This is a genomic window from Streptomyces sp. BHT-5-2, from assembly GCF_019774615.1.
Taxonomy (GTDB): domain Bacteria; phylum Actinomycetota; class Actinomycetes; order Streptomycetales; family Streptomycetaceae; genus Streptomyces.
Genome location: NZ_CP081497.1, coordinates 1,154,684 through 1,172,472 on the forward strand (window position 1 = coordinate 1,154,684; position 17,789 = coordinate 1,172,472).

A 17,789-nucleotide genomic window follows, 5' to 3' on the forward strand; every position below is an offset into this window, starting at 1 on the left:
ACCCCAACTGCCCTGCTCCTGGGCAAGGAAGGTTCCAGGCTGCTCGATCGACCTCTGCCGTGGCGGATGATGCCGGTGCCGGTGCCGGTGCCGGGGTGAGCGGATCACCGTCTGGGCTCTTGGGTGCCGGTCTTGCTGTGGGGTTCTTATGGTGTTGGTCAGTCCCATGGCGTTCCTGATCCGGTGGATGGCGCGGCATTCGAGGCCGAATCCTGCCCGGTAGCCCTCGCTGTAGTAGTGGCTGGCGCCCCGCCGGCCCAGCATGGGGTTCTCTTCAGGCGGCTCGAAGTCCTGCCCGCCGATGAGTTTGGCGTACTCGTTTGACGCGTGCGACCGCGCCTCGTTGCGCGGTCTCACTGCGTGTCTGATCGCGCGTGGGCGACGAGGAAGTCGGCGCTGCCGGACAGCGTGGTGAGCTGGGGGGTGTCCTCGTCGTCGATGCGGATGCCGGTGCGTTCGCTGAGGGTCTCGACGTAGTGCAGGAACTCCAGTGAGTCCATGTCGAGGGCGTCGCGGAACGTGTCGTGGGGGCCGAGGGTGGTGACGTCGGCGTCGGGGATGACGTGGGCGATCGATGCCTTGACGATGCCCAGTGCTTCGGTACGGTTCACAGCTCCTCCGGCTTCTGCAACAGGCGGTCGACCGCTGTCAGGTAGCGCGCTCCGACGGCGCCGTCGGTCGCGCGGTGGTCTGCGGACAGGGTGGCGGTGACGACCGGCCGTACACCCAGCAGGCCGTCGACGGCGCAGGGCCGGTCGATGAGCCGTCCGAAGCCGACCAGGGCGACTTGTGGCGGGTAGATGACGCCGAAGACGGTTTCCACGCCCTGGTCGCCGAGGTTGGTGACCGTGAGGGTGGAGCCGGAGACTTCGGAGCCGCGGAGTCTGCCGGTGCGGGCGCGGGTGACCAGGTCCTTCAAGGCAGCCATCAGAAGGGGGAGTTCGAGGGCGTCGGCGTTGTGCAGGGTGGGGGCGACGAGTCCGCCGCCGCGCAGGGATACGGCCACACCGAGATGGACCCCGTCGCCTGGTGTGAAGTGGTCTTCGGTCCAGAAGCCGTTGAGCTCGGGGACCTCGTGGGCCGCCAGGGCCGCGGCCTTGAGGAGCAGGGCCGCGGGAAGCAGCCGCTCGCCGACCGGGGCGCGACGGTTGTGCTCGTGCAGCCAGTCCATGGCGGTGGCCATGTCGACGGTGGTGGACAGGTAGTAGTGCGGGATCTCCTGATGGGACCGAGTCATCAGGTTGGCAATCGCCCGGCGCATCGCGGCTGTCCGGTCCTCGGAAGAAGGACGCGCGGGAGCGGGGGCGACGTGGCGCGGGGACGGGGGTGTGGCCGGTCCTGGTGCTGCCGTGCGGACGTCGACGGCGCGGACGGCGCCGCCCGTGCCCGTCCCCGTCACCGAGGCCAGGTCGACGTCCAGTTCGGCGGCCAGCCGCCGGGCCAGTGGAGTGGCCCGGACGCGTGGGGGCCGAGCGGCAGCGCCGGCCGCCGCTTGCTCGACGTCGGCCCGGGTGAGGCGCCCTCGGGGCCCGGAGCCTTCGAGGGGCTCCAGCGCGATGCCGGCGCGCTCCGCGAGGTGCCGGAGCAAGGGCCCCGCCTCGGTGCGCCCTGGCTGAACCGGCCCTTCGCCCTCGGCTTCTCGATGCCGCTCGTGTCTCTGGGGTGCCGTGTCCCGAGGCTCCTTCTTGAGCGGTTCCCGCTTCCGCGGCTTCTCTGCGCCCGGTTCGATCAGCGCGAGTGCCGTCCCGACCGGCACCGTCGTACCTGGCGCGACGAGCAGCTTCCTCACGGTCCCGGTCTCGAAGCACTCCACCTCGATGGTGGACTTCGCGGTCTCGACGACGGCAACGAGGTCGCCCTTGTGGACCTCGTCGCCTGGTTGGACCAGCCATTCCTGGAGCGTGCCCGCGTCCATGTCGGCACCCAGGGACGGCATGGTGAACTCGGTCATGGTCAGTCCACCGCCCGGTGTGCCGCCGCGACGATGCCGGCGGTCTGCGGCAGGGCGGCCTCCTCCAGCCGCCGGGCGTACGGGATGGGGACCTCCGCGCTGCACACCCGCTCCACGGGCGCGTCCAGTTCGTAGAACGATCCCTCGGCGATGCGGGCGGAGACCTCAGCGGCGAGACTGCCGGTGCGCCACGCCTCGTCGACGATCACGGCGTGGTGCGTACGCGAGACGGAGCCGGCGATGGCCGCGCCGTCGAGGGGACGGAGCGTGCGCAGGTCCATCACCTCGGCACTGATGCCCTCGGTGGCCAGTTCGTCCGCCGCCGCGAGCGCCTTGGGCAGCGAACCCCCGTAGGTGATCAGGGAGATGTCGGTACCGGACCTGCGCACCGCGGCGTGGTCCAGGTCCACCGGTGCCGTGAGAGGAGCGAGCTCACCGGCGGCGTTGTAGAGACTTCCGTGCTCGAAGATCAGCACCGGATCGGGGTCGGCCAGCGCCGGGGCGAGCATGTAGCGGGCGTCCTCGATGGTGGCCGGCGCGAGGACACGGATGCCGGGGATGTGCGCGTACCAGCCCTCCAGGCTGTGGGAGTGCTGCGCGGCGAGCTGCCGCCCCGCGCCCGTGGTCATGCGGACGACCAGCGGTACGGGGAGCTGGCCGCCGGACATGTGCAGCAGGGTGGCGGCGTTGTTGAGGATCTGGTCAAGGGCCAGCAGGCTGAAGTTGACGGTCATGATCTCCACGATCGGACGCATTCCGGCTACAGCCGCGCCGATGCCCGCGCCCACGAATGCGGACTCCGACAGCGGGGTGTCACGGATCCGTTCCCGCCCGAACTCCTCCAGCAGGCCGAGGCTGACGCCGAAGCAGCCGCCGTACCGGCCCACGTCCTCGCCCATGAGAAAGACCCGGTCGTCGGCGCGCAGTGCCTCCCGCAGCGCCTCGCGCATGGCTTCCCGGTAGGTCGTCTGCGCCGCTGCCGGCTGCTCGCCGGTGCCCATGGTCAACTCACCTCCGCCGACCTGCTGGTGACATGGCGGAGCAGGTCGCAGGCCGGCTCTTCCGGCGCCTGCTCGGCCGCTTCGACGGCGCGGTCGACCTCGTCGGTGACCCGGCGCTCGATGCCGGCGAGTTCCTCGTCACCCAGCTCGCCGTCCTCACGCATGCGGTCCGCGAGCCGATTGATCGGATCCCGGGCCTGCCACCGCTCGATCTCCGTTTTGTCGCGGTAGCGGTCCGGGTCGTACATGGAGTGGGCGCGGAAGCGGTAGGTGTGCGCCTCCAGGAAGTGGGGTCCGGCGCCTGCCCGGATGGCCTCTGTGGCCCGGTGGGCGGCCTGCTCGACGGCCTCGACGTCCATGCCGTCCACGGCCCAGGCCACCATGCCGTACGAGGCGGCCCGCATCGCCAGGTTGGTCTGTGCCTCGTGCCGTGCCAGGGCGGTGCCCATGGCGTAGAGGTTGTTCTCGCAGACGAGCAGCAGCGGAAGCTGCCACAGGGCGGCGAGGTTCGCCGTCTCGTGGAACTCGCCCTCGGCGAACGCCCCGTCACCGAAGAAGCAGCAGGTGACGCGGTGCTGTCCGCGCATCCGGTCGGCGAGGGCGAGCCCGGCGGCCAGCGGGAGCCCGCCGGCGACGATCGCGTTGCCGCCGTAGAAGCGGCGGCTGGCGTCGAACAGGTGCATGGATCCGCCGCGGCCTCCGCTGCAGCCGGTCGTCCTGCCGTACATCTCGGCCATGACGGCCTCGGCGGGGATGCCGCGGGCGAGCGCATGGCCGTGTTCGCGGTAGGTGGAGACCACCGCGTCCTCGGGGTTCAGCGCCCCGTTGACACCGACGGCGACGGCTTCCTCGCCGATGTAGAGGTGGACGAAGCCGCGGATCTTCGCCGCACTGTAGAGCTCGACGCACCGCTCCTCGAACCGCCGGATGCGCAGCATCGCGGTCAGCAGCTTCCCCCGGTGCTCGGTGGCCGGCCGGCCGGTGCGAGGCTCTCTCCCCGCCTTCCGCCTGCTCGTCTCGGCGTTCTCCGCAGGCTTCGGGGGTACCGGGGCCCTTCGGGCGTGAGTGGCGCGGACGGAACTCATGACGGCCCCTCCAAACTCGACAAGTCACCGACAGGCAGGCCGAGTTCACGCGCGCGCAGCACTCGGCGCATGACCTTGCCGCTACGGGTCTTGGGAAGGTTCTGATCGAAGGCGATCTCCCGGGGCGCCACGGCCGGGCCCAGCCGGCGGCGGGCGAAGGCCAGCAGCTCCCGCTCCAGATCCCCGGCCGGCTCGATGCCCGGGCGCAGCGACACGAACGCCTTGACAACGTTCCCCGCAACCGGGTCCGGCCGGCCGATGACGCCCGCCTCCGCGACCGCCGGGTGTTCCATCAGCGCGCTCTCCACCTCGAACGGGCCGACCAGATGGCCCGCCGACTTGATGACGTCGTCGGCGCGCCCCACGAACCAGAACCAGCCGTCCCGGTCGCGCCGGACCAGGTCGCCGGTCAGGTACCAGCCGCCGGCGAACGACGCCGCGTAACGCTCGTCGTCGTGCAGATAGCCGCGGAACATCGACGGCCAGCCCGGGCGCAGCGCCAACTCGCCCTCGACGTCAGGGCTTTCCACCTCCGTCACCCTGCCGTCGGCGATCAGCGCCCGGCCGGACTCGCCCCGCTCCAGCACGGTCGCCTCGACACCCGGCAGCGGCCGTCCCATCGAGCCGGGACGGATCTCGCAGGCCGCGAAGTTCGCGATCATGATGCAACCGGTCTCGGTCTGCCACCAGTTGTCGTGCACCGGCAGGCCCAGCACCTCCTGACCCCACACCACGGCCTCGGGGTTGAGGGGCTCGCCGACCGAGGCGATGAACCGCAGCGCCGACAGGTCGTACGAGCGCGGCAGGTCGTACGGACCTTCGCGCGGCGTCGTGCGCATCAGCATCCGCAGGGCGGTGGGCGCGGTGTACCAGACGCTGACCCGCTGCTCTGCGAGGATCCGGTACCAGCGCCGGGCGTCGTAGTCGCCCTCGTCGACGACGACCGTCAGGCCGTGTACGAGCGGGGCGATGATGCCGTAGGACATGCCGGTGACCCAGCCGGGGTCGGCGGTGCACCAGTAGACGTCCTGCGGGTGCAGATCGAGCGCGTACGCGGCCGTGGCGTGATGGGCGACGACCGCTTCGTGGACGTGGACCGCACCTTTGGGGGTGCCTGTGGTTCCGCTGGTGAAGTGCAGCAGCGCCATGTCCTCGGGCGAGGTCGGCGGGATGGTGAACCGCTCCGGTGCCGCGGACATCAAAGCGTCGAAGGAGACCGTGCCGGGAAGCTCCTGGGCACCGGGACCCACGATGAGCACGTGCTTGAGGCCGGGAAGGGATGCGCGGCGGTCCGCGACCTTCCGCCGGTACAGCACAGCGGTGGTCACCAGCACGCGAGCATCGCCGAGCCGCAGCCGCTGCTCCACCGGGTCGGGGCCGAACGCGGAGAAGAGCGGGCACAGCACACTGGTGTTCTTCAGCGTGCCGAGCACCGCCGTGTACAGCTCCGGACAGCGGCCGAGCAGGGTGAACACCCGATCCCCCCGGCCAATGCGGAGCGACCGCAGGACATGGGCGAAGCGGGCCGTACGGCGGGCCAGTTCGGCGTAGGTGACCGTCGAAACGGTGTTGTCACGGGATACGCACCGCAACGCGATCTTCTCCCCGTGGCCGGGTCCGGAATGCCGGTCGACTGCCTCGTGGGCGATGTTCAGCCCGCCGCCGGGCAGCCCGGACAGCGCGGTGCGCGCCTGCGACCAGTTGAACGCGGAACGAGCCCGGTCGTAGTCGGAGAGATTCGGCGTGACGCTCGGCGCGTTGTCCTTGCGAATCGTCTCCCCACGCATGGACATGCTCCTCCCGACGTCTGCCGCTGGGCCGCCGGGCCCGGCCCGAGCCGCACACGACGGCAGATTCCGATGGGTTGCTCTCGGGTCGCTTCCACGGCACCACCGACCGCCCGGCACGCGGCAGGGCCGAACGGTCCAGGCCGATGGCCCAGCATGCCCTGCTGTAGGTGCAGCGTCAGGCCACGCCTGCGCTTCGGCCCGGGCCGCTGCTCGCGACGCAGCGCGACCTTGAGGGCGCCGGTGTCGGTGCCGTGGGAGAAGACCTCGTAGGCGTCCGCCATCCTGTTGAGGCCGAAGGCGTGGGTGACGAGCTCGGAGATCTGGTGGCATCCGGATGCCACCAGATCGAGCACGGAACTGTCCGGATCCCCGGCGGCCTCGACAGCCACATCCTGCGCCAGTCAGTTCGGCCGAATCGGCGCCGAGGCGTGCGGAGGCCGCCGGCCGGGAAACAGACCGTCGCCCCCGAAGGCCCTCCGGGCAACAGAAGCCGTCGGACCCTGCACAGAGCAGCCGCTGAGCCATGGTGGCCCAACTCAGACATGGGGAACGACGGCGAGCGGGCAGCGTGCGTGATGGATGGCGGCCTGTGCTACCGGGCCCAGGCGCGGCGCCAGGGCGGGACGGTGCTCACGTCGGCCGACAACCAGCAGTCCCGCGCCCTCTGCCGCTCGTACGACGGCCCGGGCCGGGCTTTCGAGACGGACGGCGTCGGTGACCACCACGCCCGGGAACTTCTCGCGCCAGGGGCCGAGGACCCGGTTCAGACGCTTCCGCACGTCCTGCGTGATCTCTTCGGTGATGGTGTGGTCCACACCCCAGGGAACGTACGCATGAAGCGGCACGCTTCGGCCGTGGACGGCTCGAAGGGGCACGTCCCGCGCCGCGGCCGCACCGAACGCGAACGCGAGCAGGTCATCGCACGGACCGTGGAGTTTCAGCGCCACCACCACGTCGCCTGCCGCACGAGGAACGGGCGATGGCTCTCGTTCGCCCACTCCAGCACGCACCAGGACCACCGGCCGCTCGGCCCGCGCAACGACCGCCGTGCTGACGTCGCCCAGAAAATAGCTCTCTACGGTCCCCAGTCCACGCGAGCCGAGCACCAGCATCTCGGACTCCGATGCCGCTTGAAGCAGTGCGTTCCGGGCGTCGTCGGCCACCAGGTTGCCGACGACAGTCACGGCGGGGTGGCGCGCCTGGAGCTCCGCCCGCGCGTTGTGCACGATCCGCTTCGCCCAGTAGTTCTGGTCGACCTCCGCGAGGACAGGAGGCGGTTCCGGTGCCAGCAGGGGCCACGCATGGAGCAGACGCAGGGTGAGCTTGCGCCGCTCGGCTTCCGCTGCGGCCCAATGCGCGGCGGCAAGACTTTCGGGTGAGCCGTCGAGGCCCACGGTGAGGACTGGTTCCATGGCGCCTGCCTCCCTCTCGTAAGAGCCTGGAACGGCGGTGGAGGCGCTGCTGCCGTCCCCAGTACGCCGGTGGCCGTGAAGCCGACGGTGAGGGGTACGTGACGTGCGAGCGTCCGCGCCGGCGTGCTGAAGGACTGCGCTTCTCATTCGATGACTACCGAGGCGGACCTCGCACGTCGTCTGCCGGAGGAGCAGGTGGGCCACTTCGTCGAGGTCGTCTGCGCGACCAACTGACCATTAGGCGGGGGCGACGGGGACGGGGGCAGCTTTCCACCGTTCACCGAAGAACCAGGAGTCTCCGTGTCGGTCGATGCGTGCCATGGCGCGGGACGGCGAACTGCCGCTTGCCGAGGAGACTGATGACGAGGCAGGGCAGCGGACCACCGATCGGATCTCCGGGAGGCCGGCGAAAGTGGTGGCGGCTCAGCGGACCAGGACGTTCTCTCCTGATCGTGGCACGACCGCGTGCCAGCCCAGTTCCCTGGCAATACGGTCCCGCAGCGCCGTGGAGGCGTCCGGTTCGCCGTGCACCAGGTAGGTGGTGTGCGGAGGCGGCGCGGCACGCAGCCAGTCCACGATCTGCGCCGCGTCCGCGTGGGCCGAGAAGTGCGGGACGTTCGCCACCTCGGCGCGTACGGGAACGTACTCGCCGAACATCTTGAGCGCGCGGGCCCCGTCCACGAGGTCGCGGGCGCGGGTGCCCTCGGCAGCGAACCCCACGATCACCACGGCGTTGCGGGGATCGGGGAGTCGTCGCCGCAGGTGGTGCAGCACGCGTCCGCCGGTCGCCATGCCCGCCGACGACACGATGACCGCCGGGCCCTGGGTGTGGTTGATGTCGATCGACTCCTGGACGGAGCGGGCGGCGGTGAACGGTTCGGGACTCAGCGCGGCCACTCCGGTGGACGTGATGTCGGGCAGCAGCTCGGCGGCGCGGGAGTGGATCGCGTCCCGGTACACGTCCAGGGCCTTCAGAGCCATGGGGCTGTCGACGTACACCGGGACCTTCTTGGGCAGCGTGCCCTGGATGCGCAGGGCGGCCAGCTCGTTGAGGACGATCTCCGTGCGGTCCAGGGCGAAGGCGGGAATCACCACGATTCCGCCGCGTCGCAGCGTGCGGGCCAGCACGTGGGCGAACCGTGCCCGGCCGGCTTCGTCGTCGTGCCGGCGGTCGCCGTACGTCGACTCCACCAGCAGCACGTCCGCGCCGGAGAACGGCTCGGCCGGGCGCAGCAGGGGGTGTCCGGGGCGTCCGAGGTCGCCGCTCACCGCGAGGGTGTGTCCGTCCTCCAGCGCCAGGTGAGCCCACGCGGAGCCGAGGATGTGGCCGGCGCGGCGCAGGGTCAGGGTGGTTCCGGTGGTGACGTCGACGGCGGTGTCCACGGGCACCGGATCGAAGTACTGAAGGGTGCGCTCGACGTCCGCGTCGTCGTAGAGCGGTTCGGCGATCCGGTGCTTGGACCAGCCGTGTGCGTTGGCGTGGGCCGCCGCCTCCATCTGCAGACGGGCGCTGTCGCGCAGCACGATCCCGGCCAGTCGCGAGGTGTACGTGCTGGTGAGAATCGGCCCGCGGAAGCCCTGGCGGACGAGGCGGGGCAGATAGCCGCAGTGGTCCAGATGCGCGTGGGTGACGACTACGGCCTCGATGTCGGCGGCGTCGCGGGGAAGATCCCGCCAGTTGCGGCGGCGGAGCTCGCCCAGCCCTTGGAAGAGCCCGCAGTCGACGAGGATCCGGGTGTGATCGCTCTCGACGAGGAACTTGCTGCCGGTGACGGTGCCCACGCCGCCCATGAACGTCAGCAGTGCCGGCCTGGGCCGGGCCGCTGCGGGCGCTGTGGACATAGGAAGTGCAGGGGGCATGGCGGAACTCCTCACGCCGTGAAAGTCGGCCGCCTTCACCGTCACGCTCCGGACGTCGCGCCGGATGTGCCGACAGGGACCAATGGTCGGAACCATCTGGCCCGAATGTGGAAGGCCGTACCCGTCGCAGTTCCGTAGTCAGCCGTTTGGTCGCTGCGGAAGGCAGCTGTGCACGGTGAGCAATGGCGTTCGGTCGGGACTTCCTTGTGGGCCGATGGCCCGGCAGCGCCAGCCAGTTTTCGGCCGCACGGGGTGGAGCGGGCAGCGTGATCGGCCGTGATGTGCCACACCCGTCCGGAAGCGCCAGTCGTCGGGGGACCGGTGCGCATCTCGTGCACAGCGTCTCCCAGCCTCTCGCGGGGTGGAGGGCAGGGAATCTGGCCGCCGCGTCCAGCACCCCGACCGGTTCCGTCTGCCCGCCCGTGCAATCCCGCGGCACTCTCGGCTACACCTTGTCCGAGCTGGGCCGTGCATCGCCGGTCGGCAGCTGGGCGGTGCCCGGAGAGGAGGAACTCCGTCACCGCGCGGTCGCCGCAGGCGTTGCCGTTGGCCAGGTAGGCGCCGTGGCCGCCGTGGTCGACGGTGACCAGACGGGCGCGCCTGCCGAGGGCGGCTCGCATGCGCAGTGCACCGAAGTAGGGCGTGGTGGGGTCCCGGAGGTTCTGGATCATCAGGACGTTGGAGGGTCCGTCCGGTGTGATGTGGACCGGCTTGTCGGCCGGCTCGCTGTGCCAGAAGGCGCAAGGGGTGATTGGGGAAGCCGGCGTCCTCGGTAAGCGCCTGTTGGATGGCCTGGCGCAGGAGGTTGCCGGTGAGCGGCTGGTTCGATGTGGTGGCGGGCCGGGGCGCGCGGTCGAGTCGGTCGGCGAGGGCCAGCACCAGCGGCCTTATCGCGCCAGGGTGTTGGGCGAGGCGCAGCCCGTCGCGGTCGCGGGCCGGGTCGGCGGCCCGCGGCGCGGCCGCGCTGCTGCTCCTGCTGTCGACCGCCTGTGCCATCACCGACACCGGCCCGACGTCGGCCGGCGCTCCGGCCACGGGGCTGCCCGGCGCACCCGCCACCGCGCCGCAAGAGCTCCGCTTCGGCCCGGACGCCGCCGAACGCGTCCGCGGCCTGAGCAGCTACGCACCGCGCAACGCCGCCGCCCCCGTCGTCACCGCCCGCAGACCCGGCACGCTGGAGGTCTTCGCATGGCGCGTCCGCGTTCACGCATGGTTCGCTCGTGGTCACCAACAGTCGTCCCCGGCTCCGTCGGTCGCCCCGGGCTCCGCCCGCTTTTCAGCCAGCTGTTGCCGCACGCAACCTGCCCGGCCCCTTGGTGGAAGGAGGCGACTATGGTGAAACGTCGACGGGAACGTGGCCGAAAGCTGGTGGAGGGCAGGCAGTGTCGGACGAGGGGAGGCTCGTCGCCGGGCGCTACCGGCTCACGGAGCAGATCGGCCGTGGCGGCATGGGCACGGTGTGGCGGGTACAGGACGAGGTCCTGGGCCGCGAGGTCGCGCTGAAGCGCCTGCACGCGCAGCCTCACCTGTCCGACGACGAGCGTGCCACCCTCTACGAGCGCATGCGCCGGGAAGCGCGCAGCGCCGCCCGCATCGTGCATCCCAACGTGGTCGTGGTCCACGACGTCGTGGATGACGCGGGGCAGCCCTGCATCGTCATGGAATACGTGCCTGCGGTCACCCTCGGTGACCACATCAAGCACCATGGGCCGATTGCACCGGCGGAGGCGGCCCGTATCGGACTGGGCATGGTCGCCGCCCTGCGGGCCGCGCACAGCGCAGGCGTACTGCACCGCGACGTCAAGCCCGGCAACGTCATGCTCGGCGCCGAGGGCCGGGTGGTGCTCACGGACTTCGGCATCGCCATGACCGCCGGCGCCTCGACCCTGACCAAGACCGGCGAAATGGTGGGTTCCATCCACTACATGGCGCCGGAACGGGTACGTGGGCGGAAGCCCGGACCGGCTTCGGACCTGTGGGCGCTGGGTGCCACGCTGTACCAGGCGGTGGAGGGCCGGCCGCCGTTCCACCGGCCGACTGCGATGGAGGTCGCCTACGCCATCGTCGTCGACCCGCTGGAGCCGATGAGACTGGCCGGGCCGTTGGAACCGCTGATCTCGGCCCTGCTGTCCAAGGAGCCCGACGAGCGGCCGTCCGCGGAGGCGACCGAGCAGGCCCTGCGGGCCGCAGGGGCCACGCGGTCCAGCGGGGGTGCGACTGCGCCCGTCCCGCGAACCGCCGCCGACGCCCCGACCGCGCCCGTCGCGCCGACGGCACCGACCGCACCGCAGGCAACGAGCGGACCGACGTTGGCCCGGCCCACGTCTCCGGATACCGGCCAGGCACTGTCCCGCCCCACCGGCGAGGAGACGGTGCATACCGAACTCGCCCAGGCCGAACCCACCCGGGCCGAAAGTGCCGGGGAACGGCGTCGACGAGGCAGGCGCCGCGGCCTCGTGACAGCCGTGGTCGCCAGCACGGTGGCGGCCGCGGCCGTCGCAGGCGCGCTGTACGTGACATCGGAACGCGACGGCAGTAGCACACCGCAGACACCCGGTACCGACGCCGGTCGGAGCCCCGGTTCGGCAACCCCCTCGTACCCCCCGCCGCCCATGCCGCAGGGGTTTCACCAGGTCAGCGAGATCGGCGCGGCCTTCCGCGTGCCGGACGGCTGGACGGCCATCAAGCGGACGAGCGATACCGTCATCTACGCGGACAAGTCCCGTCGGGTCAGCATCACGGTCGGAATGACGTCGCCCGCGGGGTCGAACCCCATGCCGCACTTCGCGGACATGGAGGCGAACACCAAGCTCAACTACTCCGTGTACCGGCGACTGCGGATGCAGCAGACCTCTTTCCGGGACCAGCCGGCCGTCGTATGGGAGTTCACGTTCGGGGGGCGGGAACGCTCGTACCGTGGCATCGAGCTCGGCTTCGGCCGCGAGGGCGGCCGGGAGTACGACATCTACCTCTCGGCGCCGGAGACGCAGTGGGACACCTACCGCCCGATCTTCGACAAGGTCACGGACGGCTTCACGAAGAGCGGGAGCTGAACTCCCGCCGTGCACCGCTGTTCTCCGCCCCGTCGGAGAGTCCCAGTCTGGCGTGCAGGCGGCGCAGGGGAGGCGGAGCCCACCAGTTGGCCCGTCCCGCGAGCCGCATCACGGCCGGCACGAGGACGCCGCGCACCAGCGTGGCGTCCAGCAGTACGGCCAGTGCCAACCCCACGCCCAACAACTTCAGGAAGGTGATCCCGGACGTCGCCAGCGCGATCATGACGACGGCGACCAGCACGGCCGCGGCGCTCACCAGGCGTCCGGTGCGTTCCAGCCCGACGGCGACGGCCAGGGTGTTGTCTCCGGTCTCGTCGTACACCTCCTTGATCCGCGACAGCAGGAACACCTCGTAGTCCATGGACAGTCCGAAGGCGACGCAGAACATCAGCACCGGCATGGTGATCTCCACCGAGCCGGTCACCGTGAAGCCGCCCACCAGGGCACGCAGATGGCCTTCCTGGAAGACGTACACCATGGCGCCGAAAGTGGCGGACAGACTGAGCACATTGAGCAGTACGGCCTTGACCGGGATCAGCACGCTGCCGGTGAAGAGGAACAGCAGCACCATGGTCGTGCTGCCGATGACCAGCATGGCCAGGGCGAGCCGGTCGACGAGCGTGGCGCGGGTGTCCTCAAGCACCGCGGCGTCACCACCCACGAGCACCGGGCCCGGCGCGCCGTCCGCCCGCAACCGCTCCACCAGCTCCGTCCCGGCGGCGGAGAACGGCTCGACCGACGGCACCACGGAGAGCCAACTGGCGCCGCCCGCGGCGAAGGAGGCCGACCCGGTGGAAGGAGGCGCCACCCGCCGTCCCGCGGCGTAGGAGCCGGTGACGGTGTCCACCCGCGCCACGCCGGGCAGGGCCGACAGGCGCCCGGCGTAGTCGGCGAGCTGCTCGCGGTCCGCCGAGCCGCTGACGGTGGGCAGCACCACGGACAGGGCGGAGGACTCACGACTGGCGAACTCCTCCCGGACGAACTGCGCCGTTCGGTGCGCGGGTGCGTCGGCGGGCAGCACCCGGTCGTCGACCATGCCGAACGAGACCCGGGTGAACGGCAGTCCCAGCACCACCAGGACGGCGACCACGGCGACCGCGCACAGCACCGGCCGCCGCATGACCGCGGAGGCGAGCCGCCGCCAGAAAGAGCCCTTCCGGGCGCCCGGCGCGGAACCCATGTCCGGGTCGGTGCCCGGCCGCCTTCCGCGCCGGAACAGCCGGCGTACGTCCAGCGCGTCGATGCGCGGGCCGAGCAGCCCCAGAGTCGCAGGCAGCACCACCAGCGCGGCGAAGGCCGCCAGCGTCACCACCGCCACGCCCGCATAGGCGAAGGAGCGCAGGAAGTACAGCGGGAAGACCAGCAGGGCGAGAAGCGAGAGGGCCACCGTCAACGCGGAGAACAGCACGGTGCGGCCGGCCGTGCGGACGCTCTGCGCGACCGCCTCGGTCGTTCCCAGTCCGCGGGCCAGCTCCTCCCGGTATCGGGTGACGATGAACAGGCTGTAGTCGATGGCCAGTCCGAGCCCCAGTGCGGTGGTGATGTTGGTTGCGAAGACGGACACCGAGGTCAGTTCGGAGAGCACCCGCAGGACGACGAACGTGCCCAGGATGGAGAACAACCCGATGAGCAGCGGCAGCACGGCCGCCGCCGCACTCCCGAACACGAAGAGCAGAATGAGCAGGATGACCGGGGCCGCATACGCCTCGGCCTTGAAGAGGTCCTGCTGACTGCGCTTCTGGACCTCCACCGCGACCTGCGCGGACCCGGTCGCGGAGACCCGCAGCGCCCCCTGACGACCGGTGAAGTGGGGACCGAGTTGCCTGGCGGTCCTGCGCACCTGGTCCTCGTCGCCGGCCAGGCGTACGAGCACCAGTGCCGCATGCCCGTCGCGGGCCTTCAGCGGGGCTGCCGAGTCGTGCGGGACGGTCCAGTACGAGGCGACGGACAGGACGCCTGGCTGCCGGGCCAGCCGCTCGGCGAGGTCCCGCCCGGCGCTCGCACTCCGTGGCGCGTCGACCGGTCCGGGAGCACGTGCCAGTAGCGCCAGGTTGGGGACACCCGAGCCGAAATGGTCGGTGAGGAACGTCTGGGCCTTCGCCGACTCCGCTCCCCGGTCGGTGAAGCCGCCACTGGACAGCCGGTCGGTGACACCCCCGCCGATCGGGATCGCCACGATCATGGCCAGCAGCGCGAGCAGCAGCACCGGCAGGCGGAGGCGGACCACGAGGCGTCCGAGAGCGGCGAGCCGGGAGCGTTCGGCCGTTGTCCCGGGACCGACCCCGTCGGGCCGGTCGTCGGCCGCGGTGGTGGTGCTGATGGGTCTGGACACGGTGATTCCTGTGGATCGGCTCGGAGCCTGCCCCTGCGCGGGGTCAGACGCCGAGGAGCAGTACCGCGTACAGGGTCAGCCCGGGGCCGAAGGCCAACGCCAGGCCGTACTCCTTGGGCGCCAACGGGGACCGGCGCTGCAGCTCCTCGATCACGAGGGGCAGGCCCGCGGAGGCGCAGTTGCCGTGCTCCTGCAACACGTACCGGGAGGCGGTGAGGGCCTCGGGCGGCAGGCCGAGGCTGCTCTCGGTGGTGTCGAGGATGCGGGGCCCACCTGGGTGGACCGCCCACCAGCGCACGTCGTCGAGGCTGATCGAGTGACGTGAGAGCAGATCGCCGACCATCGTCGGCAGATAGCGTTCCAGTACCTCGGGCACGCGGGGCGACAGACCCATCCGGAAGCCATGGTCCCCGACCGTGAGCGACATGTAGTCCTCGTGCTCGGTGTCGGTCTGCGCCGCCACATCGATGATCTTCAGCCCGTGCTCGACGCCGGCGGGGCGTTCGGGCCGGATGACGGTGGCCGTGACGGCATCGCCGAAGAGCGCGTTCACCACCTGTTGGGTGGAGTTCCAGGGCGGCGGCTGGAGGTGCAACGACGACAGTTCCGCGTTGACGAGCACGGCCGACTGCTGCTGCGCACGCACGAAGTTGGCGCACGCGGCCAGAGCCGGCAGCGCTGCCAGGCAGCCCATGTGCCCCACCAGGAGGCGCTGCACTGTCGACGGTATCCCCACGTCCCGTGCCAGGCGCGTGTCCAGGCCCGGGGCGGCGTATCCCGTGGAGGACGTCACGCATATCAGGCCGACCTCGGCCGGTTCGGTGCGGGTCTCGGCCAGGGCCGACGCCACGGCGTCCTTGCACAGCGGCAGCGCCTCTTCCTGGTAGCGGCACATGCGTGCGGCCGTGGACCAGTGCTTGACGTCGTCGAGCAGTGGGCTCACCGCCACATGACGCCGCGAAATGCCTGAGCATCCGACGATCCGGTCGATGAGCCGTCGCTTGGCGTCGTTGCCTCCCAGGCCCCCCAGGCGCGCGCACTCCTCCTGACTGTAGGAGATCGCCGGCAAGCCCACCGCAACGCCGGTCACCACTGCCGAACCGCATCCGCCACCCATACGCCCGACCACCTCCCGCAGTCATGTCGATACGAACAGTAATCATACCGGCGTGGAGTGGAGCTGCCATGTGTGCCTGGTCCACGCGCTGCGGCCGCCGGGCGGAGCTGTCTTGTCGGGGCGGCAGCGGATGCGCAGGCCATGGGGATCAGCCGTGGACAGGGCTCCGGGTTGCGGACGACTGTCGCGCATAGGGTGTCCTGGGCCCGTACGGCAGTGGTGTGGTCGGCGGACTGCGACCGCGGACACCCGCCGGACGACAACGTCCAGACAACCTCCAGGGGGCGGAGAAGATCACGACCGATCACGGAGCCGATCTGGTGATCCGGGCCGGAGCGGTGCACACCCTGGTGCCCGGCCGGGCAGCACAGCGGGCGCTCGCCGTACGGGGCGACCACATCGCGGCCGTCTCGGCCGATCCGAACGGACTGGACGACCGGGCGAGTTCACGCACCACGGTCCGTGACCTGCCCGGCGAGGAACACCTGCGCGGCAGCCTCGCCCCCGGCCGCCTCGCCGACCTCACCATCTGGGACCGGGACCCGGCGCACTGCCCCGCCGACATCCTGCGCGACCTCAATCCCGTCGAGACCGTCGTCGGCGGGAGGGTGGTCGCAGGCGCCGGTCCTCGGTAGGGGAGTGCAGCGCAGGAGGGCGAGCCGTACCCGGACGGGCTCCTCGATGTCGGTGTCGGTGGATTTCAGGCTGCGAGCCCCGGGGCGCGGGTTGCCGGCTGCCCGGTGAGGTGGTGGACATACTCGTGTTCCAGGCGGAAGCCGGCGGTCCAGGCAAGGAGCCGGCTGGGGCGGTTGTCACGCGAGCAGGTCCAGCTGGGGGTGTGGCCGCGGGCCGCGATGTCCCGGCACAGGGCGGTGACACAGGCCAGGGCCAGGCGCTGGCGGCGGTGTTCGGGGACGGTGAGGCAGGCGATGTCTTCGTACCGGCTGCCGCGGAAGTAGGTGCAGGCCAAGGCGAGCACCCGGTGCCGGTCGAAGGCCGCCCAGCCGTGACCGGAGGCGGAAAGACCGGCCGGTCCGCCCCAACTGGAGTGGATCCAGGCCGACTCGGTACCCAGTGCCGCAATCGCAGGGGCGTCGTCGGGCGTCAGTCGACGCACCGTCACTCCCCGGGGCGGGTGCGGACATGCCACCGGGACGCGGTGGACGTAACCCATACGTTCCCACGGCACCAGCCGGTCGAACGCGCAGGCCAGCAGGGGGAGGAAGCGGGCCGGTGCCTGGACGTGGTGCGCGGCGAACGGGGCGAGCGCCAGCGGGGCCAGGGCGGTCGGCTCGCCACGGAGCAGCAGGTGGTCGGCGCAGGCCACGGCAATGGTGCGGGGGTCGACGGGACGATCGGCCCACCAGCGACCGGCTCCCGAGGTCAGTGTGTGTTCGGCCAGTGCCGTCGTCCCAGGGGGACCGGCCGCGAACCAGTGGGAAACTGCGGCGGCTTGTCGGGGTGAGAGCTTGATCACGGTGCTCCTTGTGACGCTCGCGGGTGGTGCCGCGGGGTGCCTGGCGCCGCCCCGCTCGGTGGTTCAGCTCCGGCCGGCCTTGCCGGTGCGGTGCGCCTTGTTCTTGCGTTTGGGTTTTTGCGCATGGACGTGTGAACTTGGCCTGCCGGCCGTTCGTTTGATGAGGTGTCATGCAGTGCCGCCGGGGCGCTGACGGGCCGCCGGGCGTACGGCAGTGGGGTGTTCCGAAGGAGGGCGGATGGCCCCTCGGAGGGGCGAGACGTCTCAGCGGGAGGCGGACGTCTTCACTTGGTACGGCGCGTCGCGCGTCGCGGGTCCGTCGGATGAGGAGGGCGGCCGAAAAGGAGCCAGGCGCTGTTCACATCGCTCATCCAATTCCGTACCGACGCCCGCCTTCAAGGGGGGCGCGCCGCAATTGATGCACCCCTGACGAGCGGGCGGCAGGGACGGGCGGAGCGCAGGGCGCCCAAGGGGGCGGCCGGGCCGTTCCGACCGGGCGGAAGTCCACGGCGTGAGCCCCGGCCCCGTTGCGCGTATGGTTGGGTTAAGTATCAGTGAAGTTCCCCGTAGGGAACGGAAACCCGGCTGATCGGCTGGAGAGCTGGTGAGGGCCGCACTGCCGCCCCCGGCGCACATCCGGCGAATCGGAGATGGTGTCGTGCGCACCTGTGTACTGTCTGTCACGCACTTGCCTGGCCCGCTCGTGGATGC

At 71.0% G+C, this 17,789-nt stretch carries 12 protein-coding genes and 2 pseudogenes; 2 read left to right on the forward strand and 12 right to left on the reverse strand.

All coding sequences use genetic code 11. From position 1 onward, the window contains the following. Positions 1 to 126 precede the first annotated feature (126 nt). From K2224_RS41795 to K2224_RS41000, 9 genes and pseudogenes are all read right to left on the reverse strand, one after another. Positions 127 to 324 (reverse strand): annotated as a pseudogene (locus tag K2224_RS41795) (hypothetical protein); the annotation flags it as partial. Positions 325 to 353: 29 nt separating this feature from the next. Further along, on the reverse strand, positions 354 to 611 hold the full coding sequence (locus tag K2224_RS33035; protein WP_260693623.1) for an acyl carrier protein: 258 nt from the start codon (positions 609 to 611) through the stop codon (positions 354 to 356). Beyond that, positions 608 to 1,951: a dihydrolipoamide acetyltransferase family protein gene (locus K2224_RS33040; RefSeq protein ID WP_221910839.1), complete on the reverse strand. Its 1,344-nt coding sequence runs from the start codon at positions 1,949 to 1,951 to the stop codon at positions 608 to 610. The genes K2224_RS33035 and K2224_RS33040 overlap by 4 nt, the downstream gene beginning before the upstream one ends. Positions 1,952 to 1,953: 2 nt before the next feature. Further along, complete coding sequence (locus K2224_RS33045; protein ID WP_221910840.1) at positions 1,954 to 2,952, reverse strand: alpha-ketoacid dehydrogenase subunit beta; 999 nt, start codon at positions 2,950 to 2,952, stop codon at positions 1,954 to 1,956. A gap of 2 nt (positions 2,953 to 2,954) precedes the next feature. After that, positions 2,955 to 3,890: a pyruvate dehydrogenase (acetyl-transferring) E1 component subunit alpha gene (pdhA, locus tag K2224_RS33050; RefSeq protein WP_260693624.1), complete on the reverse strand. Its 936-nt coding sequence runs from the start codon at positions 3,888 to 3,890 to the stop codon at positions 2,955 to 2,957. A 143-nt stretch (positions 3,891 to 4,033) separates the two neighbouring features. Next, positions 4,034 to 5,824 carry an acetate--CoA ligase gene (acsA, locus tag K2224_RS33055; protein WP_221910842.1) on the reverse strand — a complete coding sequence of 597 codons (1,791 nt, stop codon included), beginning with the start codon at positions 5,822 to 5,824 and terminating at the stop codon, positions 4,034 to 4,036. Between the two features lie 539 nt (positions 5,825 to 6,363). Beyond that, on the reverse strand, positions 6,364 to 7,239 hold the full coding sequence (locus K2224_RS33060) for a universal stress protein (protein WP_221910843.1): 876 nt from the start codon (positions 7,237 to 7,239) through the stop codon (positions 6,364 to 6,366). A 423-nt stretch (positions 7,240 to 7,662) separates the two neighbouring features. Further along, positions 7,663 to 9,099, reverse strand: coding sequence for an MBL fold metallo-hydrolase RNA specificity domain-containing protein (locus K2224_RS33065; protein ID WP_260693625.1), 1,437 nt, complete (start codon positions 9,097 to 9,099; stop codon positions 7,663 to 7,665). A gap of 467 nt (positions 9,100 to 9,566) precedes the next feature. Next, positions 9,567 to 10,122 (reverse strand): annotated as a pseudogene (locus tag K2224_RS41000) (alpha/beta hydrolase); the annotation flags it as partial. Between the two features lie 359 nt (positions 10,123 to 10,481). On the opposite strand from K2224_RS41000, the gene K2224_RS33075 reads away from it, so the two are divergent. Further along, a complete protein-coding gene (locus K2224_RS33075; protein WP_221910844.1) occupies positions 10,482 to 12,152 on the forward strand; it encodes a serine/threonine-protein kinase in 1,671 nt (556 codons plus the stop codon). Here K2224_RS33075 and K2224_RS33080 read toward each other — a convergent pair. Together K2224_RS33080 and K2224_RS33085 are read right to left on the reverse strand one after the other, a co-directional pair. Next, positions 12,133 to 14,484, reverse strand: coding sequence for an MMPL family transporter (locus tag K2224_RS33080; RefSeq protein WP_221910845.1), 2,352 nt, complete (start codon positions 14,482 to 14,484; stop codon positions 12,133 to 12,135). The genes K2224_RS33075 and K2224_RS33080 overlap by 20 nt on opposite strands. Positions 14,485 to 14,527: 43 nt before the next feature. Then, entirely contained in the window at positions 14,528 to 15,601 is a 1,074-nt protein-coding gene (locus K2224_RS33085; protein WP_260693626.1) for a type III polyketide synthase, read from the reverse strand. 320 nt (positions 15,602 to 15,921) lie between these two features. On the opposite strand from K2224_RS33085, the gene K2224_RS33090 reads away from it, so the two are divergent. After that, positions 15,922 to 16,236: an amidohydrolase family protein gene (locus K2224_RS33090; RefSeq protein WP_260693627.1), complete on the forward strand. Its 315-nt coding sequence runs from the start codon at positions 15,922 to 15,924 to the stop codon at positions 16,234 to 16,236. Between the two features lie 65 nt (positions 16,237 to 16,301). On the opposite strand, the gene K2224_RS33095 is transcribed toward K2224_RS33090, so the two are convergent. Further along, positions 16,302 to 17,078 (reverse strand): GNAT family N-acetyltransferase, encoded by a 777-nt coding sequence (locus K2224_RS33095; RefSeq protein WP_221910847.1) that lies wholly within the window; start codon positions 17,076 to 17,078, stop codon positions 16,302 to 16,304. Between the last annotated feature and the right edge of the window lie 711 nt (positions 17,079 to 17,789).